Origin of the sequence: Halococcus qingdaonensis (assembly GCF_024508235.1) — an archaeon.
Lineage (GTDB): Archaea > Halobacteriota > Halobacteria > Halobacteriales > Halococcaceae > Halococcus > Halococcus qingdaonensis.
Map to the genome: position 1 here is coordinate 1,689,419 of NZ_CP101943.1, position 26,193 is coordinate 1,715,611.

Below are 26,193 nucleotides of genomic sequence, written 5' to 3' on the forward strand. Positions count from 1 at the left end.
AACGATGATTACCGTAAGGGACCCGGAACGATGTAGTAGCCCGTGTCGGGCGTGGCGAGCAGGTCCCAGAGATTGATCGCGACGACGATGACGACCACTGCGAGGATCACCGTCCGAATGCCCCACAGCCAGATCGGCGCGAGCGAGCCGATGCCCGATCCGTCGGTGAGTTCGTCGATCGCGTCCTGGCCGAGAACCCAGCCGACGAACAGCACGACGAACAGCACGGCGGTCGGCAGCAGGAGGGTGACGCCGATGCCGTCGAACCAGTCGAGCCACGCGGTCTCCCACGCCGAAGGAATCCCGAGGAGGAAGATCGCCGCGCCGATCCCCGCCGCCGTCGGCAGTCGCGAGAAGCCGTAGTTGTCGACGAGATAGGCGACGACGGCTTCGAGCAGGCTGATCGCCGACGACAGCGCCGCGATCAGGATGACGCCGAAGAAGACGATGCCGACCGCCTGTCCGACGATGTCGCCGCCGGGCAGCTCCGCGAGCGCCGTCGGGATGGCGACGAACACCGCGCCGGGACCGCTCGTGTCGGGCGAAACACCCTGAGCGAACAGCAGCGGGAGGACGACCAGTCCGGCGAGAACACCGATGACGGTGTTCGAGATGCCGATGGTGACACCGTCGACCGGCAGGCTGTCGTCCTCACCGAGATAGGAGGCGTAGGTTATCATCACGCTGAAACCGACCGACAGCGAGAAAAAGGCCTGGCCGAACGCCGCGGGCAGGACGGAGCCGGCGTTGGCGATGATGGTGTCGAGGTTCGGGTTGAGGAAGAAGGCGTACCCCTCGCTCGCGCCGGGCAGCGTCGCCGCGAAGGCCGCGAGGCCGACGAGCATGACGACGACGGCCGGCACCATCACCTTCGTCGCGAGCTCGATGCCGTCCTCGATGCCGAGCGCGACGATCCCGATGGTGATCAGCATGAAGATAGCGTGCGTTCCCACCGAGGGGAGCCCGACCGAGATCGCGCCGAAGTACGACTCCGGCGCGGCGAGCGCACCGCCCGTGATGCTCCCGCCGATATACCGGAGCACCCAGCCGCCGATCACGCTGTAGTACGAGAGCGTCCAAAAGGCCGCGACGACGCCGATGGCACCGACGAACCACCAGCCAGGATGGCTGAGTTTCCGGAACGCACCGATGGCGCTGGTGTTGGCCCGCCGGCCGATGACGAACTCCGCGAGGAGTACGGGGATCCCGATGAGCAACACGGCCAACAGATAGACCACCAGAAACGCCGCGCCGCCGTTCGACGCGGTCTGGAACGGGAAGCGCCAGATGTTGCCCAGTCCGACAGCACTACCGATGGCCGCGAGGATGAATCCCACCCTCGTGGCCCATGTTTCACGTTCTGCCATAGCTGAGGGGGTTTCGCCCCGGTTAAAAACCTTCGTGAAACGCTCGCGTGTGACCGGCTCTCTAATCAAGCCTCGCCATAGACGGGCACGGCCGCGCCGCTCGTGACGCCTGTGGCGTCGCTACAGAGTGCGCAGACGACCGGGGCGATCTCCTCAGGTGTTGGCCAGTCGTCGGGATCGCCCGAGAGCATCTCGCGGTTGGCGGGCGTATCGATCGTCTTCGGCATGATCGCGTTCGCGCGTAGCTCGCCACGGTTCTCTTCGGCGATCGTCTCCGTCAGCAGGCGCACGCCGGCCTTCGCCGCACGATACGGGCCGTCGCCCTCGCCACCCTCCAGCGACGACTTCGCCGATACGGAGACGATCGCGCCGTCGGTCTCGCGGAGCTGTGGGATGGCGTGTTTCGACGCGAGGAACATGGTCTTGAGGTTGACGTCGAACAGCGTCTCGAACTCGTCAGTATCGGTCTCGTCGATCGGTTGGCCACCCTGCCAGGTGCCGGCGATGTTACAGAGCGCGTCGAGCCGTCCCTCCGCGTCGACGACGTCGTTCACGACGCGTTCGACGTCGCCTTCGTCGGTGAGATCGGCCTCGTGGAACTCGCAGTCGGCGTCGAGCAGCGAGTCGTCATCGTCGGGCGTGACGAGATCGGTCGCGTGGACGGTCGCGCCCGCGCCCTCGAACGCCGCGCAGATCCCGCTGCCGAGCGCGCCGCTCGCGCCGGTGACGAGCACTACCTCTCCGTCGAAATCGAATTCGGTCGACATGCCTCGACGAATGGTCGCCGAACGGAATAAAGCTAGCCACTAATACCCAAACGAGCACGGCACACGATCGAAGACGGCGTCGTTTTACGGCTCAGTGTCCGAACGGCGACAATGTTGTCTCCACCTGAGATGCTCGTGTATCTCATCCTCGGCGCAGCAGTGTTGCTGACGGGAAAACTCGCCATCGCCGGTGTCTATCCGCTCGCGGCCGGGATCGCGCTCGCGTTGCTCGCCTACGGCTATCTCGCTCGCTGGGGCGGTCGGCCGATCGAGGAGCGGCTGTTCGCGCCGCCGCGCCGTCCCTGACTGCGATTGCTACCGGCACCGACATAGTGGATCGCCGACTGAACGATCGGGAGCCGGTGTGCCCGAAACGATTTGCGGATCGACGATGAACCCGACACATGAGCGACGGTGACGCGGAGCAAGCCGCCGACAGTTCGGCTGACGACACGTCGCCCAGCGACGAATCCACAACCGCCGATGGTTCGACTGCCGAAACAGGACCGACCGCGGTGGGCGACGGTCGGAAGAAACACGTCAGCGTCCGCACCCGAAGCGACGAGTACCACGATCACGGCGACGTCTATCTCAAACAGTCCGCGGCGGCGTTTCTCGTCTCGCCGGAATCGTCGTTTCCCGACGGGACGACGACGCGCTACGCCAAGGACGATCTCAGTCGCGTCGCAGTGACCCAGCACCACTCGATGTGTTTCATCACGACGGCGACCGCCGGCGAGGGGCCGGCGCTCGACGCGCTGCGCGGGTTCCGCGACGACGCGCTCGCGCGATCAATCCCCGGGCGGGCGCTCGTCGCGACCTACGATGTGATGAGCCCGCCGATCGCGGCCACGCTCGCGCGCCATCCCGACGCACGGACGACGCGACTGGTGGCCTGGCTGGTCCGGAAGTGTGGCGCGCTCGCCCGCCGACGGACGCGTGCTTCCCCCGTCAGGCGGGCTACCCTCACCGGAGCGCTGGTCGCGCTGTACGTCGTCGGGGTCGCCGTCGCCGCGATTGGCCACTTCGCCATCCGACTGCGCGAGCGCCGTTAGGGAAGGAATCGTCTGACGTTCTCGATCGGGGAGAAACCCACCCCGGAAACGGTCTCGACGCGAAAGCCGTGGCGGTCGGCGCACCTTTCGATCTCGGTGGCGAGTGCTTCGGAGTCCTCGTCGTGGATACGGTAGGCGTACGAATCCTCGTCGGTCGAGACAGTGAGTTTCGGGCGGCCGAGTCGGCCGCCGTCGTGGAGACGGACGCGTTCGATGGCGTCGTATGCGAGCCACGTGACCGAATCAGCCTGGAGGAGCACCTCGTCGAGACCGTGATGGTCGTAGATCGCCTGCATGCCCCGCGACTCGCGGCGGTGCTTTCTCGTCCCGAGCCCGAACAGCGGCGTGATGTAGGCGTACTCGGCGATGTGTAGCCCGTCGTCGGCGAAGAAGAGATCGGCGAGGCGCAGCGGGAACGAGCCGGCCATCCCGTAGTGGACGTGCGTGTGGACCGCGATGTCGGTGCTCGGGAGTTCCTCGAAGGCCGCCGGATCGAGTTCGTCGCTCACGCCTCCTCCCCGAGCCCGCCGCGGTAGCCGAGATAGCCGAAGCAGTACGCCCCGGCGATGAACAGCAGCCCCGCGACCGTGTTCACTTCCAGAGCGACGTAGACGCCGATCGCGATGCCAGCGACGGCGAGCGCGAGCGCGAGGCGCATCCGTAGCGAGTACGTCTCGCCGGCGGCCGTGGCCTGCGCACCCTCGAAGCCGATGCGGCGCTCGCCGACGTAGGTGAGGATCATCACCGCGAGCGTCACGACGACGAGGACGACCCGCACGGTCCCGGCGAGTTCGATGCCGAACGCTCCGAACAGCAGCGGCGAGCCGATGACGAGCAAGCCACCGAAGTAGATCAGCAGTCGGTAGGCGACGAGCACGCCGAACAGGGCGTCGAGTTCGCTCGTTTCGGTGTCGGCCATGCGTGCTCTACGCGACCAGCGGGAAAAACGTCGGGGCACTCAGGCGAGAAAGCCCGACGCCTCGTCGGCGTCCTCGACGGTGCCGCTGGCGTCGATCTTCGCGCGTGCGGAGCGATACATCGTGTAGATCTGGACGGCGAGCGCGAACAGCCAGAGCACGTAGCCACCGGGGGCGCTCCCCATGACGGTGACGGTCGTGCCGAAGGCGTCGAGGCCGAAGCGCGTGACGAGTGTCTCGCCGATGAGCAGGATGCTGAAGAAGCCGAAGAAGGCCGTCGCCCACCACATGGCGAGGATCCTGGCCCAGCCGGGTTGGGTGTGTTCGGGCATTCGTGTCGTGTTGAGGATGATCGTGAGCGCGTTGTACGGCCACATCATCACGCCGGCGGCGGCCGCGCCGATGACGAGGATGATCCAGGGCTGGGCGACCTGGAAGCCGATGATCGCCATTCCCCAGAGCGTGAACACCGTGAGCAGTCCGAGGAAGATGTAGCTCATGTTCCAGCCACGGCTGCGACCGATCTTCTGGTAGACGATGTCGGCGCTGTTGCGGACGAACACCTCGATCTGGGCGTACTGCGTGCTGAACAGCGCGATGAACAGCAGTGCGTAGAGCAGCCACGCGCTGATGCCGCCGCCGAGCCCGGGGATGATGGTGTCGAGCCACATCGCCACGCCGCTGCCGCCGAACTCGCCGCCGCCGGCGTACTGGGCGGCGATCGACATGACGATCGTCGCGACGACGATCACGCCGACGACGAAGGTGAGGAAGTGTTCGCGCTGGGTGACCTTCCACCACGCCCGCCAGCGCTTCATGTTGGTGTCGGTCGGCTCGAAGGTGTAGCTGCCGTCCTGGCTCTCCGTCTCGCCGGAGCCACGGAGCGGGTTCTTGATCCGCCCCTGATAGGCACCCATCCCGTAGCCTTTCTCGCGTGCCCACACGCCCTGTGAGAGATTTGTATAGCCACCAGCGCCGGCGTAGGCGAGCCCGCCGAGGAAGGTGGCGATGTCGAAGTCCGCGTCCGACGGCAGCGCGCCGAAGTTGACCGCGCCGGCCGGGAGGTTGGCGAACTCGCCGAACGTGTTGAGCGTGAACATGAGGACGATGCCGATGAACACCGCGAGAAGCATCAGCGCGATCTGTGCGCGCTCGATGACGTTGTAGACCAGCGGGCCGGCCTGATAGGAGAGCCAGATGACCACCATCGAGACGACGCCGATGAGATACCAGTCCGCCCGCGGGACGATCCCGGTCCAGGCCGCGAACACCTCGGAGCCGGTCGCGGCCCAGCCCGGCCAGCCGATCTGGAAGAAGCCGAAGACGAGGAAAAAGAGCGGCCAGATGCGGTTCAACCGGTTGAACCCCTGAAAGATACTCTCGCCGGTGGCGATCGCCCATCGCTGGAGTTCGGTGTTGATGAAGAACTGGGTGATGACGCCGACCCAGAACGCCCAGTAGAGCCCCCAGCTCCCCTCGGCGACGATCGTCGGCCAGAACATCGTCTCGCCCGAACCGAGCGACGCGCCGAGCATGATGGCGCTCGGTCCGACGATGTGCGAGACCTTCGGTACCTTCGGGAGGTCGGCGATGCGGAACCCGCCACCGCCGTCCGACTTCGGATACTCGCTGGTCGCCGGAGCCTCCTCCAACGAATCGTCGTCAACGGGCGTATAGACCGAATCACGATACTCCCTGCCCTCCGCTTCCGAGGCGTAGACGTCCGAGCCGGAAACGCCGCCGTCGGTTTCGGGTTCCCCCACAGGTTCGCCCTCGTCGTCAGTCATTCGTTCCTCCACCGATGGACGGTCGCTTCGCGCACCGGGGTGGCAGTATTTGCCGCATGGTACTAGTCAACATGGATCCTGTCACATCAAAAACGTTCCGGAAAATGTAGATTTTGATATGCGTACTATACCGTTCGCGATCGACGGCGCGCTCAGTCCGCGATCGCGTCGGCGACCAGCTCGACCGGATGTGGCGGCTCCCTCCCCTCGTGTTCACCGAGCTGGCTCCGACAGGACGCGCCGGGTGCGACGACCCGATCGCCGTCGCTCTCGTCGACCTGCTCGTAGAGCACGTCGGCGATGGCACGGCTCATCGAGAGATGCTCCGATTCGTAGCCAAACGAGCCGGCCATGCCACAGCAGCCCGAATCGAGCGCGTCGACCGCGTAGCCCGCGCGCCGGAGAACGCCCACGGCGTGGTGGTCCTTCTTCGTGGCTTTCTGATGGCAGTGGCCGTGGTAGGTGAGCGATTCGTCCCGCTCGCCGAACCCGATCGCCTCGTCAAGTCGGAACCGATCGAGATACTCACAGACGCCGTAGGTGTTGTCGGCGACGGTTTCGACATCGCTTTCGCCCCCATCGGCGGCCGGTTGCTTCCCACCCTCGCCGGCGGCGACGGTGCCCGTCGGCACGCTCCGATCGGCGGCGGGGATCAGATCCGGATAGTCGTACTGGAACATGACGGCGTCGGAGGGTTCGACCACGACGACGTCCCAGCCCCGGCGAACGAGCGGCGAGAGGGCGGCGACGTTCTGTTCGGCGGCATCCCGGGCCTGCCCGACGAACCCCTTCGAGTAGGCTGGCCGACCGCTATCGGTGACGCCGAGGGGAAGTTCGACGTGGACATCGGCGGCTTCGAGCACTTGCACCGCGGCCTTGCCAGCCTCCGGATGGTTGTAGTTCGTGTACGTATCGGGAAAGAGCAGGACCTTCCTGTCGGCGTCGGCGGCCGACACCTGCGCGCCGCCGCGCGCCTCGAACCACTCTTCGAAACTTTCGGCGTGAAAGGTCGGCAGCGTTCGGTCCGTGGCGATACCGACCGCCTTCTCCAGCACGGTGCGCGCGCCCGGCAGTTCGGTTCCCCAGTTCGACAGCGGTGCGAATTGGCTGGCGAACGCCGAGAGCGAGTCGATATTCGCGAACAGGTGGTCGCGCAGGCTCGCGCCGTGGCGCTCGTGGTACTCGTTGGTGACTTCGGCCTTCATCTTCGCCATGTCGACCTCGCTCGGGCAGTCGTTCGCACAGCCCTTGCAGCCGATACAGAGATCCATCACCTCGTTCATGAACTCGACGTCGACTGCGTCATCCCCAGCATCAAGGTCGCCGCTCATCGCGTCGCGCAGCAGGTTCGCCCGCCCGCGTGTCGAGAGGATCTCCTCCTCGGCGGCGCGGTAGGTCGGACACATCGTTCCGCCGGTGGTGGACTGATGGCCGCGACAGCCGCCACAGCCGTGACAGAGCTCGGTCATCCCCCGGAAGCCGTTCTCGTTCTCCCAGCGGAGTTCGGTCTCGAAGCCCGCGTCGAATTCGTACTCCGAATCGAAGCGGAGATCCGCGGTCGGGCTGGGTGCATCGCTGTCGCCGGCATCGTCGGGCAGCCCACAGACCTGCCCCGGGTTGAGGAGCCAGTCGGGATCGAACGTCGACTTGAGATCACGAAAGGCCGCCCAGAGATCCTCGCCGTAGAGCTTCCGGTTCCATTTCGTGCGCGCGTGGCCGTCGCCGTGTTCGCCCGAGACCGAGCCCCCGTATTCGACCACCAGATCGGTCACGGCCTCGGCGATGGCGTCCATCCGCTCGCGTCCCTCGACGGTCTTCGTGTCGATCAGCGGCCGAACGTGGAGCACGCCGGGACCGGCGTGTGCGTAGAAGCTCGCGAACGTGCCCTGTTCGTCGAGGATTTCCTGGAAATCGGCGACGTACTCAGGGAGATGTTCCGCTGGAACGGCACAGTCCTCGATGAACGAGATGTGCTTCGCGTCTGTGGTGCGCGAGAGCAGGATCGGTAGCCCGGATTTTCGCATCTTCCAGAACTGTGCGCGCGTGTCGGCGTCGTGGGCCTCCATCGCCGCGTTCGCGTACCGTCGTTTCTCCGTCAGTTCGTGCGCGCCATCGCTCGGCTCGGCGTCCGATTCGCTTCCCACACGGTCGGCGACGAGATCCGCGACCTGCTGTTTTCCATCCCTATCGGACTCGGCATAGAACTCCACCAGTAGTACGGAATCGGTTCCCTCCGGAAGCATACCTACGACGTCGGCGAACTCGCTGGTATCGCGTGCGAGATCCAGGAGGACAGAGTCCATCACCTCGACGGCCGCGGGTTCGTGTTCGAGGATCGGTTCGACGTCCTCCATCGCGTCGCCGAGCGAGTCGTAGGTCAGCAGGCCGATGGCCTTCGTCTCGGGGACGGGTTCGAGCGCGACGGTCGCCTCCGTGACGATCGCGAGGGTTCCCTCGCTGCCGGCGAGCAGGCGTGCGAGGTTCACCGTGCCGTCCGCCGCATCCGAGACCAGCATGTCGAGATCGTAGCCCGAGACGTTGCGCTTCAGGCCGGGGTAAGCTTCCTCGATCCTGTCGCTCTCTTCGTCGACGATGCGGGCGACTTCGGCGTGGATGCGCGCTTCGAGATCGCCCTCGGGGTCGGCGCGCTCGCGGAGTTCTTCGATCGTGAGTTCGCCGAACTCCGTCATGGTGCCGTCGGCGAGCACGACCTCACAGGACTCGATGTAGGCGTCGGTCTTGCCGTATTTCAGCGAGTGCGCACCGGTGCTGTTGTTGCCGATCGCTCCCCCGAGCGCGCTCTTGTCGCCCCAGGCCGGGTCGGGCGCGAACTTGAGATCGTGAGGTGCGAGCGCTTCGTCGATATCGGCGAGATAGATCCCCGGTTGAGCGGTGGCCGTTCTGGATTCGAGATCCATATCGAGCAGCTCGTCCATGTTGCGGGTGAAATCGAGCACAACCGCCTCGTTGACGGCCTGTCCGGCGAGGCTCGTTCCGCCGCCGCGTGGGAGCACCGGGATTCCCTGGTCGGCACAGTAGGCGACGACGGCGGCGACGTCGGCGGTCGATTCCGGGAAGACGACGCCGATGGGTGGTATCTCGTAGGCGCTCGCGTCGGTCGCGTAGAGGTTGCGTGAATACTCGTCGAAGCGAACGTCACCCTCGACGCGCGCTTCGAGCTCGTCGACGAGCGCCGGACGGTCGACCGCGCCGCCGCGATAGTCGTAGTTCGCGTCGTCCGCTGGGTCGTCGGCCGATCGCTGCGCGAAGTCGGTCGTCACGATGGCGCATGGTTCGTCCCCGGACGGTAAACAGGCATCGGAGAATGCACCATCGATCGATTCGTCTCGGTGGCAGTCGGTCGGGACACGGGCGTACGCTGTCTGGATCGGACCGCATGACGACAGTTCCGCGAAAGGCCGATATAGCTCAGTTCCGAACGATGGACGATGAGTGACGTTCTCACGACGTTCGAATCGTCGCTCGACGGATTGGACGTCGCCACGACACGAACCGACGCCGACGGGTTCGCCGAGGCGCTCGACGACGCGATCCGCGAACCGGCCGTCGGCGTTCCGCTGGGTCTCGACGACGTTTCGCTCGCCGACACCGCGGTGACGGTCGATCCCACGGCCACAGAGTTCGAAACGGCACGGACGGGCGTCACCCCCGTCGGAGCGGGCATCGCCACCTACGGCTCGCTCGCGGTCGCAGCCGACGCGGCGGGCAGTGAGCCGGTGAGTCTCTACCCGGAGCGCCACGTCGCCGTCCTGCGCGAGGAGGAACTCCACGCCGACATGGACGAGGCGTTCGCGTGGCTCGGCGAGGAGTTCGCCGCCGGGCGGGACAGTTACGTCTTCGCCACCGGCGCGAGCGCGACCGCCGACATGGGCGAGATGGTCGAGGGCGTCCACGGCCCCGCCGAAGTGCACGTCGTCGTACTCGAACGATGAGCGCCGACACCCGCCGCGAGAAGGCTGCACACATCCGTCACCTGCTCGACACCGAGGGCGAGAACGTCCGCGAGAACGCGAGCCACTTCAACGAGAACCGGTACGACGCCATCGACGAGTTCGACGAGTACGAGGAGCTCCGGACCACAGTCCGAGAGATCAAGGAGGACGCCATCGAGCGACTGCCCGAACTGATCGAGACGGTCACCGAAAGCGTCGAGGCCAACGGCGGACACGTCTATCTCGCCGAGGACGCCGCCGACGCGAACCAGTATATCGAGAACGTGGTGGGCGACGCCGAGACGCTCGTGAAATCGAAGTCGATGACGACCGAGGAGATCGACGTCAACGAGCAGCTCGAAACCGCTGGCGTGGACGTCTACGAAACCGACCTCGGCGAGTTCGTCCTCCAGGTTGCAGATGAAAATCCGTCGCACATCGTCGGGCCGTCGATCCACAAGTCGCGCGCGGGGATCGCCGAGCTGTTCAACGAGCAGTTCGATCCCGAGGAGACCCTGGAGACGCCCGAGGAGCTCACCGAGTTCGCCCGGGACTACCTCGGCGAGCGAATTCGCGATGCGGACGTGGGGATGACCGGCGCGAACTTCGTCGTCGCCGACAGCGGGACGATCACGCTCGTCACCAACGAGGGCAACGCCCGGAAGTCGGCCGTGACGCCGGACACGCACGTGGCTGTCGCCGGGGTGGAAAAGTTGATCCCCACGCTCTCTGACCTCCAGCCGTTCGTCGAACTCATCGCGCGCTCGGCGACCGGCCAGCCGATCACCCAGTACGTCACGATGCTTTCTCCGCCTGTGGAGACGCCGACGCTGGACTTCGACGAGCCCGACACTCCCCTTTCGGAGTCGGATGGCGACCGCGAGTTCCATCTCGTGCTGCTCGACAACGGTCGGACGGCGATGCGCGAAGACGATCAGTTGCGCGAGACGCTCTACTGCATCCGGTGTGGCGCGTGTGCGAACTCGTGTGCGAACTTCCAGCACGTCGGTGGCCACGCCTTCGGCGGCGAGACCTATTCCGGCGGGATCGCCACGGGCTGGGAAGCCGGCGTTCACGGGCAGGACAGCGCCGCCGAGTTCAACGACCTCTGTACGGGTTGCTCGCGCTGCGTCAACAACTGCCCGGTGAAGATCGACATCCCCTGGATAAACGAAGTGGTTCGAGATCGCATCAACCACAACGAGTCCACGGAGTTCGACTTCCTCGTCGAAGGACTCACTCCCGACGAAGAGCCGGGCGGTGTGGACCTCCAGAAGCGCTTCTTCGGCAACTACGCCGACCTGGCGAAAGTCGGGAGCGCAACCGCACCGCTGTCGAACTGGATCGCGGGGACCGCCCCCGCGCGAGCGCTCATGGAGCGCGTTCTGGGTATCGATCGCCGGCGCTCCCTTCCGGAGTTCGAGCGCGAGACGCTCCGGAAATGGTTCGATGCCCGCGGCGGGTCGCGTGTCTCGCCGGCCGACGCCGATCGCGAGGCAATGCTCTACCCCGATGCCTACACGAACTACATCGAGGTCGAGCGCGGGAAGGCCGCCGTCAGGGTGCTCGAAGCGCTCGGCGTCGCAGTCGAGGTTCCCGACGTCGCATCGAGCGGGCGCGCACCGCTCTCGCAGGGGATGCTCGCGACGGCCGAGCGCCACGCCCACGACGCCTACGCCGATCTCGCCGAACACATCGACGCCGGGCGGGATATCGTCATCATCGAACCCTCCGATCTCGCGATGTTCGCCGGCGAGTACGAGAAGTTCCTCCCCGATCGGTCGGCCGAGCGCCTCGACGACAACAGCTACGAGATCATGGAATACGTCTACGGCCTGCTCGAAAACGGGGGCAGTAGTGGAAAACTGCCGGCCGGCGACGGCGAGCGCGTGGCCTACCACAGCCACTGCCAGCAGCGGACCCTCGGACTCGAAGCCCACACCGTGGCCGTTCTCGAAGACCGTGGCTACGACGTGCTCACCTCCGAAACGGAGTGCTGCGGGATGGCTGGCTCGTTCGGCTACAAGCGCGAATACTACGAATTGAGCATGGACGTCGGGAGCGAGCTCGAAGCGCAGTTCCAGGACGAAGAGGCGCGCGATCGAACCGTGGTCGCGAGCGGCACCTCCTGTCTCGAACAGCTCGATTCGCTCTTGGAGCGGCCGAGCCGGCATCCGGTGCAGCTGATCGATCCCGATCGATAGCTCTCGGCCCACTTGCTGAGACGGTAGCTTCCTCGCTCCCGAAGACGATACTGTATTGATGCGAACGAAACCATTATCACAACCCGACGTGTTTTTCCGTTGAGAATGGATCGACGGAAGTATTTAGCGGTGGTCGGTGCTGCAACGAGCCTTGGTCTCGCCGGCTGTAGCGGTGGCGGAAGCGGCAACAACAGCAGTAGTGGAAACGGAAGCAGTGAAACGGCAAACGATAGCAGCGGTGCTAATACCGGCAATACTAGTGAAAGCACAGATACTGCAGCAACGGGAGGTGGGTCTGAAGCGACGTCGAAAGAGGCTGCAGATACGACGGAGCCAACTACCGCTGGAGGAACCGAAATGAGTGAAGCCGACACTCTCACACCCTCTGGTAACGGTGGATCGGGAAGCACCAACGTTACTGATACTGAACTCGTCGTTGAAGAAGGTCAATATGGGACCGATATTTATATGAGTGGTCTGGTTGAAAATACAGGTAGCGATGTCCTCCGACTCCCCGAAGCGAGAGTGTCATTCTACGATAGCGAAGACTCAATTCTCACCAGCACGACGACGAGTATTGCGTTCCTCAAACCCGGAACACAGTGGGAGGTCCACGCACCGTATCTCGATGAAAAAGAGCCAGCACGTGGCGAGATTGAGATCACGAGTGAGGACACGTTCCAAACTGAACTCGGGATTCCGGATTCGCTCAAGGTTGCTGAGGAGAACCTGAATAGCGGTGAGGAGCCAACACTCTCACTTCGTATCGAAAACACATCGGACAGTGCAGTCTCGCCATCGGTATTCTGTGTGTTTTACGATGGTGATGGTGTCGCATTGGGCGATGGACTCGACAGCCTTGAGCAACTTCCGGCAGGCGAATCATGGCAAACCTCGCTCGAATACATAGCATACAGTACACAGGATGCAACTCGTATCTCGGATTACGACCTCTATGCGACCACGTTGTAGGGAATGAGGTGAACAGATATTGGACAGTACAACTAATGAGGCGTGAGATCAGCCGCGGTTAGCAGTTTTTTGTCTTCGTGTTTTGAGTTCGTTGGCAACTATCTCGTGGTTAACCGTGTCACTGTGGGCATGAAAAACGAAAGGTGAGTGCCCGGGGTGGGCTCCGAACCCACGATCTCCGCATATCCCAGGTCCGAGGCGACAGCCTCGGGGGAAAACCGCTCTCGAAACCCTATGAGTGCGGCGCTATGTCCAGCTAAGCCACCCGGGCTACCGATCGGTACTGGACTCGCGTTCATTAACCTTCCCATCTCGGCTTCGGCAGTCTTTTGACGATCGATAGCACAGTCGCACCATGGACGTTCCCGGTATCGTCCGCGAGCGCCTCGCCGACGAGCGACGGATGACCAGCGTGAACGTCGGCGGCGACGACCGGGTCTACGTCACGCCACCGAAGACGCTCGTCTACCGCGCCGCGGGTCTGTTCAGTAGCGAATCGATCGAGGAGTTCCCTCACGACGTCAGTCGCTTCGACGTCTCGGCCGACCGCCGCGAGGCGACGTTCGCCTTCGAATACGAACACGGTGTCGAGGCGTTCTCGGCCCCGCGCGAACGCATCGAGACGATCCTCCCGCCGGTGCTCGCGGGCGTGCTCCGGACCACCGACCGCATCGATCCTGACGAAGAGATCGAGGAGAGCTACCGTTTCGGCGATCGCACGCTTATCGTCACCGACCGACGGCTGCTCACCGCCGTCGGCGAGGCCGTCTGGGACCGCGAACACGATAGCTACGACTACGATCGGATCACCGATCTCCGCTTCGAGGACGACCTCCGTATCGATGTCGACGGCCGCCCCAGATATATCGAACTCACGGGCGACGGCCGACGCGAAGCCTACGAAACCCTCGAAGACGCGCTCTGTGCATACCACGGCGTCGCCAGCATCGACCAGCTCGCGGACCGCACGACCGAATCGACGGCCACTGAGCGCACGACGGAACCGACGACCACCGACCGGACGGCCACCGACCAGACAGCCGACCGGGCGGCCGGGGACCCGACACCGGCCGAATCGGCCGACCGAACGCCTGCTCGTGACCCCGACGGCGCGAGGGACGAACCCGCCAGTCGCAACGGCGACGAAACCGACGGGCAGCCGACAGAGCAGCCAGCACGGTCCCGTTTCGAGCCCGACGAATCGACGGAGCCGCCGATCCCCGAAGCGTCCGAATCGAGCCACGAGCCGACCGAGCCGAACCGTGATCCGGCCGAATCGAACCAGCCGAGCGAGCCGGACCGGCGGTCTGTCGAGCCGCGTCGGGAACCGTCCGAGCCGCGCCGTGGATCGAGTGGGACGGACGACGAGCCGGATAACAGGCCCGCCAGTACGGAAAACGGAGAGGGCGGGAACAGAACTGCCGACGTGGACCAACTGACAGACGAGGTCGACGCACTGCGCGATCACGTCGAGCGACAGACGGAGCTGCTCGAACGACAGCAGGAAACGCTCGAACGGCTGGCCGAGATCGCCGACCTCAACGACGACCGATAACCTTCCTGATACACGACGAGCCGAAGGGGCCGTGCTCGCCGGCGTCGAGCTGGATGACGTAGCCCGTCATGATCGACGCGCCACAGCGCCGGCAGGTGAACTCGCCCTCTCTGGTGACGACGTCGCGCTCGAACCGGACGAACCCACCCGAGCGAACGCGGATGCGTCCGTCCGCGCGCTCGATGATGCCGCGCTTTTCGGCCGTATCGAGGATCGTGCGGGTCGTGTGTGGATCGCTCGTGACGGTTTCGAGCCGGTCGATCGCCGCGGCGAGCGCGAGTTCGTCGTCGTCCAGGTTCGCGAGGAGGCTCACGCCGAGTTCGACGGCATCGCTCACGGCGGCGATCGGTCGCCGACGCCTAAACGTCGTGCGAAACGGATCGAAACGGGCTTCTCGCCCAGGAGACAGATTCGGGTGTGTCACGCGCTCGTCGGCGTCTTGCGGGGGTCGCGGTCATCGTGGGTGTGGTGGCGCTCGCCGCGCTCACGATCTCGCCGAGCGCGCTGTTCGATCGGATCGCCGGGCTCCGCTCGCGCCCGTTCGTCTTCGCGCTGGTCGTCGTCGGGCTCTATCTCGGTCGCCCGCTCGTCGCGTGGCCGATGAGCCTCTGTTCGGCGGTGGTCGGCTACGGCTACGGACTCGTGGGAATCCCGTTCGCCCTCGCCGGCGTGCTCCTCACCTGTCTACCGCCGTACGTGCTCGGCCGATACGCGGGCGACGCGAGCGCGCTCGGCCGGATCGGCCACGCCGGCGAGCGGTTCTTCGCACGCACCGGCGGCGCTCGTGGCGTGGCCGCTGCCCGGCTCGCACCGCTGCCGGCCGATCCCGTCTCCGTCGGCGCGGGGCTGTCGGGCGTGGAACTCCGGCAATATCTCCTCGGTACGCTCGCCGGCGAGGTGCCGTGGACGGTCGCGGCGGTGTTCGCGGGCAGTTCGCTCTCGACGCTCGCCGTCGCTGGTCTGGAGAGCGCGAGCGTAGAACTCGGGCTCGCGGCGGGTGCCATCGCCGTTCTCGCGCTCGCCGGCCCGGCCTACGAGTATCTCCGGGATCGTCGCACTCACCAGAACGTATCGGAGCAGTCGTAGACGATGCCGTGGCGTGGGCAAACGTACTTGCAGTGGCGGCGCTGCATGCCGGTGCCACACGCCGGACAGGGGCGGCCGTGGTCGCGATCGGTCATGCCCGAAGTTCGTCGGCACGCAGGTGAACCTTTGGCCGTCGGGCGAAATTGGGTCGGAGTTCGGTCAAGATTCATCCGCTTGTCGTCCCTCCTGATGGCATGAGCCACGTCTCCACGAACGGATCGTTCGCCCCGGCGATCGTGACGGCGGTGTTCGCGGGCATCGCCGGCATCGTCGGATCGTACGCGCTCGCGGGCTACACGCCCTCGTTCGTCGTCGCACCGATCACCGCCGTTCTTGCACAGAACGTCCCGGCCGCGCTGCTGACGTTCGCCAAGGGGCCGCTCACCCAGTTCGGACAGGCGTTCGGGATCGAACATCTCGGCCAGCAGGTGAATCTCCTACTCGCGCTCGCCATCGGGAGCGGGCTGTTCGCCTGCCTCGCGCTCGCGGCGCTCGCCACCGGTCGCCGGTTCGGCACGGCCACCCTCTCGATCGGACTGACGGGCGTCCTCGTCACGCTCGCGACGGTGATTGTGGCCGGTGCGATCGTGCCCGCGCTCGGGGCCGGCGTCGCCAGCGCGCTCGTGGTCGCTATCGCGATCGCCACGACGACCGGGACGGAACGTCGGGAAGGAGTGTCGACGGGACGGCGCTCGATGCTCGGCAGCCTCGCCGGCACGCTCGGGATCGGCGTACTCGGCTACACGCTCGGCAGCAGCGGGGAGGCGAGCGACCCCGCGGCGGCGAGCACGGGCGCTGCCGGCGGTGCGAACGCAGGTGGGAACGTGAGCGGTGGAGCCAACGCCAGCAGTGGTGGCGAGGATAGCGGGAGTGACGGGGGACCGTCCGCCGGCCAACTCCTCTCGAAGGCGGAGTCGGCCTCGTTCGGCATCTCGGGGCTCGAAGGGCTGGTCAGCGGCGAGGATTTCTACGAGGTCGATACGGCGAACGTCAACCCCGACGTGAGCGCGAACGACTGGTCGCTGTCGCTGACCGGCGCGGTCGGAAACGAGCGGACCGTCGACTACGATCAGCTCACGTCGATGGGAAGCGAGCTCCGATTCATGACGCTGCGCTGCGTCAGCGACCCGCTCAACGGCGACAAGATGGACAACGCGCTCTGGGAGGGCGTGCCGGTGTCGAAACTGCTCGATACGGCGAACCTCCAGGGCAAGTACGTCATGGCCCGCTCGGTCGATGGCTACGCCGAGGAGTTCCCGATCGAGGCGCTGACGACCGGCATGCTCGCCTACGGCAAGGACGGCAACCCCCTCCCGCGCAAGCACGGCCATCCGGTCCGGCTGCTGGTGCCGGGCCACTGGGGCGAGATCAACGTCAAGTGGATCGACGAACTCGAGATCCTGGAGCGCCCGGCAAAGGGGTTCTGGGAGAAACGCGGCTGGCACGGCACCGGCCCCGCCAACACGGTCGCCAAACTCCACGCGACGAACAAGGGGGACGACGAGATCACGGTCGCCGGCCACGCGAACGCCGGCACTCGAGGCATTCGAAAAGTGGAGGTCTCGACCGACGGCGGCTCCTCCTGGAACGAGGCGCGACTCTCCAACGTCCTCGAACCGAACCTCGGGGGCGACGTCTGGCGGCAGTGGGCGTACAGCTACGAGCCGCCGGGGGGCAAACACGAGGTCGTCGTCCGGGCGATCGACGGATCCGGAACGATGCAACCGAAGAAAAACAGCGGACCCTACCCGCGCGGCGCGAGCGGCTGGGTCTCGAAAACGGTCGAATAACGGTTCTTTCGGTTGGCGGCGTTCAGTTCAGCACTCCGACCAGCCACAGGACTCGCAGGTCTTGCAGCCTTCGGAGTAGTACAGCGTGAACGCCCCACAGGAGGGACATTCTGGGCTCTCGCCGTTGTCGATCAGCTTCTGGACGTCGTCGGTTGCGTCCGATTCGGCCGCGACGCCGCCGTCGGCCTCCGGTTCAGCGCCTTCGTCGTCGGCGATCTCGGCGAGGTTGCGCTGCTGGGGATAGGTCTTCTCGATCTCGTCGTCGAGATACCGGCGCATCGCGGTGCCGATCGCGTCCGGGATCGACTGGATCTGTTCGCCCTTGTCCCAGGCGACCTTCGGACTCCGGGTGCCATCGAGCTCGTCGACGATCTCCTTGGGCGCGACGCCCGAGCGCAGCGCGGTCGAGATCACCTTGGCCAAGGCCTCGGTGAAGGAGTTGGTGAACCCGCCGGAGTGACCGATGTTGGCGAACAGTTCGAACGGCCGGCCCTGCTCGTCCTCGTTGATGTTGACGTAGAGCTTGCCGTAGCCCGTATCGATGCGCTGGGTCATCCCGTGGAGCACGTCCGGCCGGGGCTGTTTCGCCGCGTAAACCGGTTCGTCGAACGCCTCCTCGGTCGCGAGCGTCTCGCGCACGTCCTCGTGGTCGAGGAACGCGTCGAGCCCGCCGAAGACCTCCTCGATCTGCTCGGCGATGACCGCCGCGGCCTCCTCGTCGTCGGCGAACTCGGCGTTGTCCGCCCGCGTGGTGAGGACCTGCTTCGAGCGCGTGCCGTCGCGGTAGACCGTCACGCCCTTGCCGCCGTTGTCGTAGATGTAGCGGTAGACTTCGTCCATGTCCTCCTTCGTGGCGCTGTTCGGGAAGTTACAGGTCTTCGAGATGGCCGAGTCAACTCCGGCCTGACAGGCCACCTGAACGCCCGCGTGCTCGATGCCCGAAAGGTCCGAGGTGACGACGAACAGCTCGCCGATGGCCGCGGGCACCGTGTCGAGCCCCTCGACGCCGTCGAACTCGTTCGCCGCCATCTGGTCCTGGGCCTCGCGCTTCACCGCGTCGACGTCGATGTCGTTGGCCTCCAGCACCCTGAGGAAGTAGTCGTCGAACTCGACGAGCATCTCGTCGCCCTGCACGTCGTCGGAGACGTTCTTGTAGTAGGCGACGTTGTAGATCGGTTCACAGCCACCCGTCGTGTTGCCGACCATCGAGGTCGTCCCCGTCGGGGCGATCGTCGTCGTGTTGTGGTTGCGAATGGGGTAGCCATCGACCCAGTCGTCAGCCGACTCACCGGTTTGGGCCTCGAACCACTCACGGTAGGCGGTGGGGTCGGCGTACTTCGACTCCGCCCAGTCCTCGAAACTTCCTCGAACTTCGGCGAGTTCGTGGGAGGTGGACTTCGAGCCGTGGTTGATATGCTCCATCAGCTGGCGGGCGATCTCGTTGCCTTCTTCGGAGCCGTAGCGCACGCCGAGCTGGATGTAGAGCTGGGCGAGCCCCATGATGCCGAGCCCGATCTTCCGCATTTCTCGCACTTTCTGCTCGATCTTCTCGACCGGGAAGTCGCTCATCGTGACGACGTTCTCGAGGAACCGAGTCCCTAATTCGATGCGATGATCGAACGCGTCGAAGTCGATGGCCTCGTCGAGGTAGGCGCTCATCGCTTCCTCCTGACTGCCGTACTCGTCGGCGTGCTCGTCGGACCAGACCCGCCAGTCGGGTGCATCGGTCGCGGCGAGCGTCGAGAGGTTGATGTGGCCGAGGTTACAGGCTTCGTACTCCTCCAACGGCTGTTCGCCGCAGGGATTTGTGGCCAGGATCTCGTGGTCGGGATGTTCCTCGACGTCGAAGGAGTGCTCCTTGTTCACTCGTTCGAGATAGATGACGCCAGGCTCACCGTTTTGATAGGCCCCGTCGACGATGTGCTCCCAGAGCGCGGCGGCCGGGATCGACAGTTCCTCGCCGACCTCGACGTGCTCGCCGAGATCGTAGCAGTCGTAGAGCTCCTTCGTCTCGGCGGTGGCGACGTGCGGTTCCTCGGTTCGGGGATTGGTGAAGGTGAACTCCTCGCCGTTTTCGAGCGCCTCCATGAAGGCGTCGGTGACGCCCACGGAGATGTTGAAGTTCGAGAGATGGCCCTCGACGGCGTTGCGCAGGTGTTCGGGCACCTTCCCCTCGTCGTCGATGAGCTCGCGGGCCTCTTCGAGGGCATCGACGAACTGCGTGTGCGTGAAGTCGTCGGGATCGTTGAGTCGCAGCGAGTGCGCCAGCGAGACGTCCTTGTTCTTCGCGTGGATGAACTGGATCACGTCGGGATGCGAGACGCGCATGACGCCCATCTGTGCGCCACGGCGCGCGCCGCCCTGCGCGATCGTCTCGCACATCTGGTCGTACGTGCGCATGAACGTGATCGGCCCCGAGGCGATCCCGCCCGTGGAACCCACGGCGTCGCCGTACGGCCGGAGCTTCCAGAACGCGTAGCCCATCCCGCCGCCGGACTGGAAGACCTGTGCGGCCTCCTTGGCGGTCTCGTGGATGTCGTCGATGTCGTCGGCCGGGGAATCGACGAAACACGCCGAGAGCTGCTGGAGCTCGTCGCCGGCGTTCATCAGCGTCGGCGAGTTCGGGATGAACGACAGCTCCTCCATCGACTCCTGGAACGACTGCGCGGTCGCCTCGACGTGGTCCCGGATCTCCGCCGGCAGCTCGGGCACCACGGTCTCGTAGGCGAACTTGTTGACGTTGTACGCCGACAGCGCCGTTGCGGCCTCGTCGTCGGCCGTCGTCCCCTTGCCGAACACCTCGCTCGCGAGGTCGTCGCGGCGCGGGTGGTCGGGTTTCAGCTGGTCGGGCGTGACAGTGATCTCGGTGTCGGTGCGCTCGGCCTCGAAGACCGCCTCGGCCAGCGCGACGTTCTTCGCGACGCGCTCGAAGAGATCCTCCTGGGTCTCGACGAGCTCGCCGTCCGAATCCTTCCGGAGATAGCGCGCCGGCAGGATGTTCTCGTAGGCGTTCGCGGTCAGGCGCTCGTCGAGCGTGTCGCCGTCGGTGCGCTTCACGGGCAAAACGACCTCGTCGGCCGACCGGTCCGCGCGGCTCATCGACCGTCCCCTCCGGCAGCGTGCGGGCGCTGACGGGCGAAACTCCCCTTTCGGTGTGGTGTAAAATCGGTCATTCGGTGACGAACTCCTTGTTCAATGGCCATCCAAATAAATTGTCCGCCTTCAGTTTATCTTTTGCAAATTCAGTTGAACATACTGTTGGTACTACTCGGGTATCACCGGTTGTGGGTTGCAGCCATAGTTACTTTCCGGAGGGTCATAAACGTATCTAGAGCGGAGCGGAAGTGGTCGTATCACGAAAAACCAGCCGATGGTAGGTGGGTTCCAGACGAAGCGTGAAGGGGTGCGTTCGAGATCGGGGTGTTACCGTCGCCGACCGCTCCAGACCAGCACGCCGCCGACGAGCGCGAATATCACGCCGAGGGCGAGCGCGCCGATGTGCCACGGCTGGAACCAGACCGGCAGCGACACCACGTAGGAGAGGCCGGCGTGGGCCTGTCCGAGCAGCGGGAGCGACTCCCCGCTCGTCGTCGGTGTGTCGCCGGTGCCGTTCATCCGCGGGAGCCGGTCGTCGTTGAGCAGTTCGTTGTAGGGGAGTCGTTCGGCCTCGTAGGGCCAGATGCCGGTGTCGGTGTGCCAGACGGTCTCGCCCTCGGGTGTGACCTCGACGACGCGGTTGTTGCGGCTATCGGTGATGAGCGTGTTGCCGTTGGGCAGGCGGTCGGCGTCGCGCGGCCAGTCGAAGCGGACGCCGTTGGCCGAATCGACACCCCACGCGACCTCCCAGCTCCCGTTGCGCTCGTGGAGTTCGACCACGCGGTCGTTCTCGCTGTCGGCGACGAGAATCGCTCCCGACCCGAGATACTGGGGGTTGTGCTGGTGGTTCATGATCTCCGGATCGCCACAGCGCACGTCGCCACCGCTGTCGTTGCTGTAGTCGGCGAGCCCGTTGTTCGCCTTGCAGTTCTGGTCGTTGCCGCGCTCGGTGTCCTCGTTGATCACGTCGACGACGCCCTCACCGCGCTCGATGACGAGCAGCTGGTTCGCGTTCCGGACCGAGACCATGTATCTGTCCCCGCCGATCGGATCGACGTCGTTGATGTGGAGCCAGTCGGTCTGGGTGGCGTCCGGCGGCGCGTCGTAGAAGTTGCTGGCGTTCCACTGCCAGGTGGTCGTGCCGTTCGGCGCGATGGTGAACACGCGCTCGGCGTCCATGTCGGTCATGATCACTTCGCCCGAGGGGAGGATGTTCGCGTCGTGGACCTCGCTGTTCAGCTTCGTCGACACCGGGAACGACCACTCGTTGACGACGTGTGGCTCGGGCGTGGGTTCGATGAGTCGATAGCCCGTCCGCGAGCAGGGCGCTTCGTACTCGCCGCAGGATTGCTCACCTTCGACGATGAAGCCCGCGAGCACCGTGCCGTTGTCGAGTTTCGTCACGTCGAAGTAGTCGACGTTCTCGCCGCTCTCGGTCCAGACCTCGTCGCCGTTCGCGTCGTACTGTGTGACGGCCCCTTCGGACTGCATTCCGACGAGCGTCGCACCGCGCGTCGAATCGTTGTCGGCCGCGCTGGCAGTCGGTGTGGTCGCCGCGCTCACGGCGAGTGGCCCGACGACGACGATGACGGCCAGAACCACCAGGAGCGCACCGAGGCGCTGGCGAGAGGGCGAACGCATTGGTTGTGCCGACTGCGTGGCTGGTCGGGTTAACGCTACTGATTCGCGCTCGGAACGCGATCGCCGTCGAGCACGGAGACAAAGTTCTGAAGGACGTCGTGACCGACGCTCGTGAGTACGCTCTCGGGGTGGAACTGTACGCACTCGATCGGATGCTCACCGTGGCGAATCCCCATCACGAGCCCGTCGGCGGTGCGCGCGCTCACGGCGAAACAGTCGGGCACGTCGGTGGCGACCAGCGAGTGATAGCGCCCTGCCTGGAACCCCTGATCGAGATCGGCGAACACGCCGCGACCGTCGTGATCGATCGAGACGGCCTTTCCATGGACCGGTTCCGGCGCACGCCCCACCGACCCCCCGTACGCGTAGATCGCGGCTTCCAGCCCGAGACAGACGCCAAGTGTCGGTATCTCGGGGCTCACTTCCCGGAGCACGTCGAGCGTGACGCCCACGTCGCGATCATTCTCGGGATGGCCCGGCCCGGGACTGATGACGATCCCGTCCGGGTCGGCGGCGCGAACCTCTTCGAGCGAGGCCGTGTTGCGCACGACGTGGGTGTTCGCGTGCTCGCTCACGTACTCGACGAGGTTGTAGGTGAACGAATCGAAGTTGTCGACGAACATGACGTCCGGGCGGTCGGCGGCATCGGTGGGGATCGTCGGTTCGGTGGTCATCGCGAGGGCTCCGGCGTCATCGACGGCCGTTCGATGCGTTCGAGCGCGGCGAGCACGCCCTCGATCTTCTGCTCGGTCTCGTCGTACTCGCTCGCCGGCTCCGAATCGGCGACGACGCCCGCGCCCGCACGCACGGTGATCCGATCTTCACCCACCCCACCGACCGCCGACGGCTCCGTGGCGTGCTCGATCAGCGCCGTCCGGATCGTGATGGCGATGTCGGCGTCGCCGTCCCACGAGAAGTAGCCGACACCGCCGCCGTACAGCCCCCGCGGGGAGGCTTCGAGCTCGTCGATGAGCTCCATCGCACGGACCTTCGGCGCACCCGAGAGCGTGCCCATCGGGAAGGCCGCGCGCACCGCGTCGAACGCGTCGTTTGCCTCCGTCATCTTCCCTGTGACCGTCGATTCGATATGCTGGACGTGGGAGTATTTCAGCACGGTCATGAACTCCGCGACTCGCACGGAGCCGGGCTGACTCACCCGGCGCACGTCGTTGCGCGCCAGATCGACGAGCATCGTGTGCTCGGCGCGCTCCTTCTCGTCGGCGAGCAGTTCGCCCGCGAGCCGGCGGTCCTCGACCGGGCTCGATCCCCGGGGACAGGTGCCCGCCAGCGGGTTCGAGACGACCTCGTCCCCGCGGATGGAGACCAGCGTTTCGGGGCTCGCACCCACCACCGAGCGATCGCCGTATTCGAGCAGATACATGTACGGCGAGGGGTTGATCTCGCGCAGGGCGGCGTACAGCCCGCGTGGGTCGATCTCGCCAACCAGTTCGCGGGCGCGCGAGAGCACCACTTGGTAGCTGTCGCCATCGAGGACGTGTTCCTTCGCCCGCCGAACGGACTCCTCGTACTCTTCGCGCGAGCCAGCAGTCTCCCCACGGCGCTCGAACCCGCCCACATCGACCGTCGCAGCGGTGAGTTCCTCGTGGACGCGTGCGACCTCGGCGGCCATCGCGTCGTGGATGGCGGCCGGATCGTCGTCGGGGCGGACGAGCGGTGTGAACACGAGCGAGACTTCCCCGGATGCGTGATCGAACGCCACGGTTTTCGTGGTCAGGACGAACTGCGCGTCGGGCACCGACGAATCGGGCCGATCGATCCCGACCTCGTCGAGTTGTAGATCGTAAACCGAATCGTAGGCCAGATAGCCGACGAGTCCACCGTCGAGCTGCTGGCGATCGGTGTCGGGGAAGTTCACCCGGTCGGCGTCGGGCAGCGCGCCGCGAAGCCGGTCGAGGACGTCGCCTCCGTCGCTATCGAACGCGCCCCGATATCGCTCGGTGAAACACTCGATCTCAGTGCCGTCCGGGCCAACGGTGACGAGTGCCGCCGGATCGTAGCCGACGAACGAGTAGCGCGCGTGGCCGTCGGCTTCGGTGGGCGCGAACGCCCCGTCGGGGTCGCTGGAGGCGACCTTCTCGGCGCTTTCGAGCAGGAATGTGTGGTCAGTATCGTCGGCGAGCGTCGCGTACGCCGCGAGCGGTTCGCTGTCGACGTCGAGCCGGGCGACCGCGCGTACGACCGCCGGACGATCTCGATCGCTCGCCAGATCGACGAATCGCTCGCGACCCGGCGACAGAGCGGCGTCACTCATACGCGCAGCGGCTCCCCGCGGACACGCGCGACGAATCTCTGGAGCTTCGCGTGGTCTTTGGTGCCCATACCCTGCTGGTCCTCGATCCCGCTCGATACGTCCACGCCGAACGGTGCGACCGTCTCGACCGCGCTGGCGACGTTCTCGGGCGTGAGGCCGCCGGCGAGCAGGACGGGAGCGTCGAGATTCGCGACGATCTCCCGGGCACGTGCCCAGTCGTGCGTCTCACCGGTACCACCTGCACCCTGCTCGTCGGTCGAATCGAGCACGAGCGCGTCCGCGACGGTCGCGTACTCCTCGAGACCGTCGTCGGCCGCATCGACACCGGCGATCATCGGGACCGCGATGCGTGCCGAGAGATCCTCGATCTCGGCCGGCGAGCAGCCGTGGACCTGGATCGCATCGGGCGCGACTCGCTCGACGAGCGCCGCGCCCTCGTCCGGCGTTTCGGGCATCGTGACGAGCACGCTCGTGACCGACTCGGGAACCCGATCGACGAGCGCGGCGGCGCGATCGGGCGCGAGTTCGCGCGGCGTCTCGATCGGGACTCGCGAGATGACCCCGACCATGTCCGCGCCGGCGTCGATGGCGACGTCGAGATCGCGCTCGCGTGTCAGCCCGCAAAGTTTCGTACGAGTCATCGTCCCTCGCCCGCGACCGCCTCGGCCGTGCGCAGCGCGGCGAGTTTCTCGCGAGCGCGACCGGCGTCGATCGCCTTGCGGGCGCGTTCGACACCGTCCTGAATACTGTCGGCGATGCCGGCAACGTATACCGCCGCGCCGGCGTTCGCGAGCACGATACCGCGCTTTGAGCCCTCGATCTCGCCGGTGACGATCCCCCGGAGGTCGGCGGCGTTCTCGGGGGGCGTGCCGCCAGCGACCGCCGCGACGGGGGCCGTGTCGAGACCCAACTTCTCGGGCGTCAGCGTGTACTCCTCGATCTCCGTGCCCCGGACCTCGGCAACGCGCGTCTCGCCGTGGATGCAGATCTCGTCCATGCCGGAGCCGTGGACGACGAGCGCGCGATCGACGCCGAGCTGGGCGAGTGCACGGGCGAGCACGGGGACGAGATCGGGATCGTAGACGCCGACGACCTGTGCGTCGGCTCCCGCCGGGTTCGTCAGCGGGCCGAGCACGTTGAAGATCGTCCGCGTGCCGAGCTCCTTGCGCGGGCCGATGACCGCCTTCATCGCGGGGTGGAACACCGGCGCGAGCATGAACCCGATCCCCTGGCGCTCGATGGCCGCCTCGACGTCCGTGGGTTCGGCGTCGATATCCACGCCGAGCTCGTGGAGCACGTCGGCGCTACCCGACGAGGAAGAGACCGAGTAGTTGCCATGTTTGGCGACGTTGACGCCCGCGCCGGCGGCGACGACCGCGCTCGCCGTCGAGACGTTGATCGTGTCGTGGTCGTCGCCGCCCGTCCCGCAGGTGTCGACGAGCGGCCGGCAGTCGGGTTCGATCGTGCGTGCGGCCGCGCTCATGCCCTGGGCGAAGCCAGCGATCTCGGTCTCGGTTTCGCCTTTGGTCCGTAGCGCCGCGAGCAGCGCTCCCATCTGTGCCTCGGTCGCCCCTTCGAAGATCTCCGTGGCCGCCGTGCGCGCGGCCGATCGCGAGAGATCCTCGCCGTCGGCCACCCGTGCGATGTACTCTTGCATGTGAGGATGTACTGATTCGCGTTGTAATGCACAAGTTCGTACATCGGCTTAAATCTACCGTCGGCGATTCCACA

General features: G+C 65.7%; 22 protein-coding genes and 1 tRNA gene. 8 read left to right on the forward strand and 15 right to left on the reverse strand.

Annotated features, from left to right (window positions below; translation table 11 throughout):
* Nucleotides 1–8 precede the first annotated feature (8 nt).
* The gene (locus NO363_RS08650; protein WP_256684434.1) at nt 9–1,367 is read right to left on the reverse strand and encodes a sodium-dependent transporter; all 1,359 of its coding nucleotides are present in this window, start codon (nt 1,365–1,367) and stop codon (nt 9–11) included.
* Nucleotides 1,368–1,432: 65 nt separating this feature from the next.
* A complete protein-coding gene (locus NO363_RS08655) occupies nt 1,433–2,134 on the reverse strand; it encodes an SDR family oxidoreductase (protein WP_256684435.1) in 702 nt (233 codons plus the stop codon).
* A 111-nt stretch (nt 2,135–2,245) separates the two neighbouring features.
* Between NO363_RS08655 and NO363_RS08660 the strand changes: the two genes are divergently transcribed.
* On the forward strand, nt 2,246–2,440 hold the full coding sequence (locus NO363_RS08660; RefSeq protein WP_256684436.1) for a hypothetical protein: 195 nt from the start codon (nt 2,246–2,248) through the stop codon (nt 2,438–2,440).
* Nucleotides 2,441–2,538: 98 nt separating this feature from the next.
* Nucleotides 2,539–3,189, forward strand: coding sequence for a CFI-box-CTERM domain-containing protein (locus tag NO363_RS08665; protein ID WP_256684437.1), 651 nt, complete (start codon nt 2,539–2,541; stop codon nt 3,187–3,189).
* On the opposite strand, the gene NO363_RS08670 is transcribed toward NO363_RS08665, so the two are convergent.
* The 4 genes from NO363_RS08670 to NO363_RS08685 form a co-directional block, all read right to left on the reverse strand.
* Nucleotides 3,186–3,698, reverse strand: a complete 513-nt coding sequence (locus NO363_RS08670) for a hypothetical protein (protein WP_256684438.1) — start codon at nt 3,696–3,698, stop codon at nt 3,186–3,188. The two genes, NO363_RS08665 and NO363_RS08670, sit on opposite strands and share 4 nt — an antisense overlap.
* Complete coding sequence (locus NO363_RS08675; protein ID WP_256684439.1) at nt 3,695–4,108, reverse strand: hypothetical protein; 414 nt, start codon at nt 4,106–4,108, stop codon at nt 3,695–3,697. The genes NO363_RS08670 and NO363_RS08675 overlap by 4 nt, the downstream gene beginning before the upstream one ends.
* A gap of 39 nt (nt 4,109–4,147) precedes the next feature.
* The gene (locus tag NO363_RS08680) at nt 4,148–5,893 is read right to left on the reverse strand and encodes an Nramp family divalent metal transporter (RefSeq protein WP_256684441.1); all 1,746 of its coding nucleotides are present in this window, start codon (nt 5,891–5,893) and stop codon (nt 4,148–4,150) included.
* A gap of 152 nt (nt 5,894–6,045) precedes the next feature.
* On the reverse strand, nt 6,046–9,174 hold the full coding sequence (locus NO363_RS08685) for an FAD-binding and (Fe-S)-binding domain-containing protein (protein ID WP_256684443.1): 3,129 nt from the start codon (nt 9,172–9,174) through the stop codon (nt 6,046–6,048).
* Nucleotides 9,175–9,342: 168 nt separating this feature from the next.
* On the opposite strand from NO363_RS08685, the gene NO363_RS08690 reads away from it, so the two are divergent.
* From NO363_RS08690 to NO363_RS08700, 3 genes are all read left to right on the forward strand, one after another.
* Nucleotides 9,343–9,846, forward strand: coding sequence for an LUD domain-containing protein (locus NO363_RS08690; RefSeq protein WP_256684444.1), 504 nt, complete (start codon nt 9,343–9,345; stop codon nt 9,844–9,846).
* Complete coding sequence (locus tag NO363_RS08695; protein WP_256684445.1) at nt 9,843–12,050, forward strand: LUD domain-containing protein; 2,208 nt, start codon at nt 9,843–9,845, stop codon at nt 12,048–12,050. The genes NO363_RS08690 and NO363_RS08695 overlap by 4 nt, the downstream gene beginning before the upstream one ends.
* A 105-nt stretch (nt 12,051–12,155) precedes the next feature.
* Nucleotides 12,156–13,022 carry an FxLYD domain-containing protein gene (locus tag NO363_RS08700; protein WP_256684446.1) on the forward strand — a complete coding sequence of 289 codons (867 nt, stop codon included), beginning with the start codon at nt 12,156–12,158 and terminating at the stop codon, nt 13,020–13,022.
* A gap of 148 nt (nt 13,023–13,170) precedes the next feature.
* Here NO363_RS08700 and NO363_RS08705 read toward each other — a convergent pair.
* Nucleotides 13,171–13,293, reverse strand: a tRNA-Met gene (locus tag NO363_RS08705).
* An 84-nt stretch (nt 13,294–13,377) separates the two neighbouring features.
* On the opposite strand from NO363_RS08705, the gene NO363_RS08710 reads away from it, so the two are divergent.
* Complete coding sequence (locus NO363_RS08710; RefSeq protein ID WP_256684447.1) at nt 13,378–14,577, forward strand: DUF7115 domain-containing protein; 1,200 nt, start codon at nt 13,378–13,380, stop codon at nt 14,575–14,577.
* Here the strand turns inward: NO363_RS08710 and NO363_RS08715 are convergent.
* Complete coding sequence (locus NO363_RS08715) at nt 14,561–14,914, reverse strand: DUF5830 family protein (RefSeq protein ID WP_256684448.1); 354 nt, start codon at nt 14,912–14,914, stop codon at nt 14,561–14,563. The two genes, NO363_RS08710 and NO363_RS08715, sit on opposite strands and share 17 nt — an antisense overlap.
* An 80-nt stretch (nt 14,915–14,994) precedes the next feature.
* Here NO363_RS08715 and NO363_RS08720 point away from each other — a divergent pair, with 80 nt between their 5' ends.
* The gene (locus NO363_RS08720) at nt 14,995–15,663 is read left to right on the forward strand and encodes a TVP38/TMEM64 family protein (protein ID WP_256684449.1); all 669 of its coding nucleotides are present in this window, start codon (nt 14,995–14,997) and stop codon (nt 15,661–15,663) included.
* On the opposite strand, the gene NO363_RS08725 is transcribed toward NO363_RS08720, so the two are convergent.
* Nucleotides 15,636–15,758: an HVO_2523 family zinc finger protein gene (locus NO363_RS08725; RefSeq protein ID WP_256684450.1), complete on the reverse strand. Its 123-nt coding sequence runs from the start codon at nt 15,756–15,758 to the stop codon at nt 15,636–15,638. The two genes, NO363_RS08720 and NO363_RS08725, sit on opposite strands and share 28 nt — an antisense overlap.
* A gap of 99 nt (nt 15,759–15,857) precedes the next feature.
* Between NO363_RS08725 and NO363_RS08730 the strand changes: the two genes are divergently transcribed.
* Nucleotides 15,858–17,453, forward strand: coding sequence for a molybdopterin-dependent oxidoreductase (locus tag NO363_RS08730; RefSeq protein ID WP_256684452.1), 1,596 nt, complete (start codon nt 15,858–15,860; stop codon nt 17,451–17,453).
* A 27-nt stretch (nt 17,454–17,480) separates the two neighbouring features.
* Here NO363_RS08730 and NO363_RS08735 read toward each other — a convergent pair whose 3' ends face one another.
* The 6 genes from NO363_RS08735 to trpD form a co-directional block, all read right to left on the reverse strand.
* Nucleotides 17,481–20,552: an adenosylcobalamin-dependent ribonucleoside-diphosphate reductase gene (locus tag NO363_RS08735; RefSeq protein WP_256684453.1), complete on the reverse strand. Its 3,072-nt coding sequence runs from the start codon at nt 20,550–20,552 to the stop codon at nt 17,481–17,483.
* Nucleotides 20,553–20,876: 324 nt separating this feature from the next.
* Nucleotides 20,877–22,190 carry an arylsulfotransferase family protein gene (locus NO363_RS08740; protein WP_256684454.1) on the reverse strand — a complete coding sequence of 438 codons (1,314 nt, stop codon included), beginning with the start codon at nt 22,188–22,190 and terminating at the stop codon, nt 20,877–20,879.
* A 35-nt stretch (nt 22,191–22,225) separates the two neighbouring features.
* A complete protein-coding gene (gene trpG / locus NO363_RS08745) occupies nt 22,226–22,864 on the reverse strand; it encodes an anthranilate synthase component II (protein ID WP_256684456.1) in 639 nt (212 codons plus the stop codon).
* The gene (gene trpE / locus NO363_RS08750) at nt 22,861–24,462 is read right to left on the reverse strand and encodes an anthranilate synthase component I (RefSeq protein WP_256684457.1); all 1,602 of its coding nucleotides are present in this window, start codon (nt 24,460–24,462) and stop codon (nt 22,861–22,863) included. The genes trpG and trpE overlap by 4 nt, the downstream gene beginning before the upstream one ends.
* Nucleotides 24,459–25,103, reverse strand: coding sequence for a phosphoribosylanthranilate isomerase (locus NO363_RS08755; RefSeq protein ID WP_256684459.1), 645 nt, complete (start codon nt 25,101–25,103; stop codon nt 24,459–24,461). Before NO363_RS08755 ends, trpE begins: the two co-directional genes overlap by 4 nt.
* On the reverse strand, nt 25,100–26,119 hold the full coding sequence (trpD, locus tag NO363_RS08760) for an anthranilate phosphoribosyltransferase (protein ID WP_256684460.1): 1,020 nt from the start codon (nt 26,117–26,119) through the stop codon (nt 25,100–25,102). The genes NO363_RS08755 and trpD overlap by 4 nt, the downstream gene beginning before the upstream one ends.
* Nucleotides 26,120–26,193 lie beyond the last annotated feature (74 nt).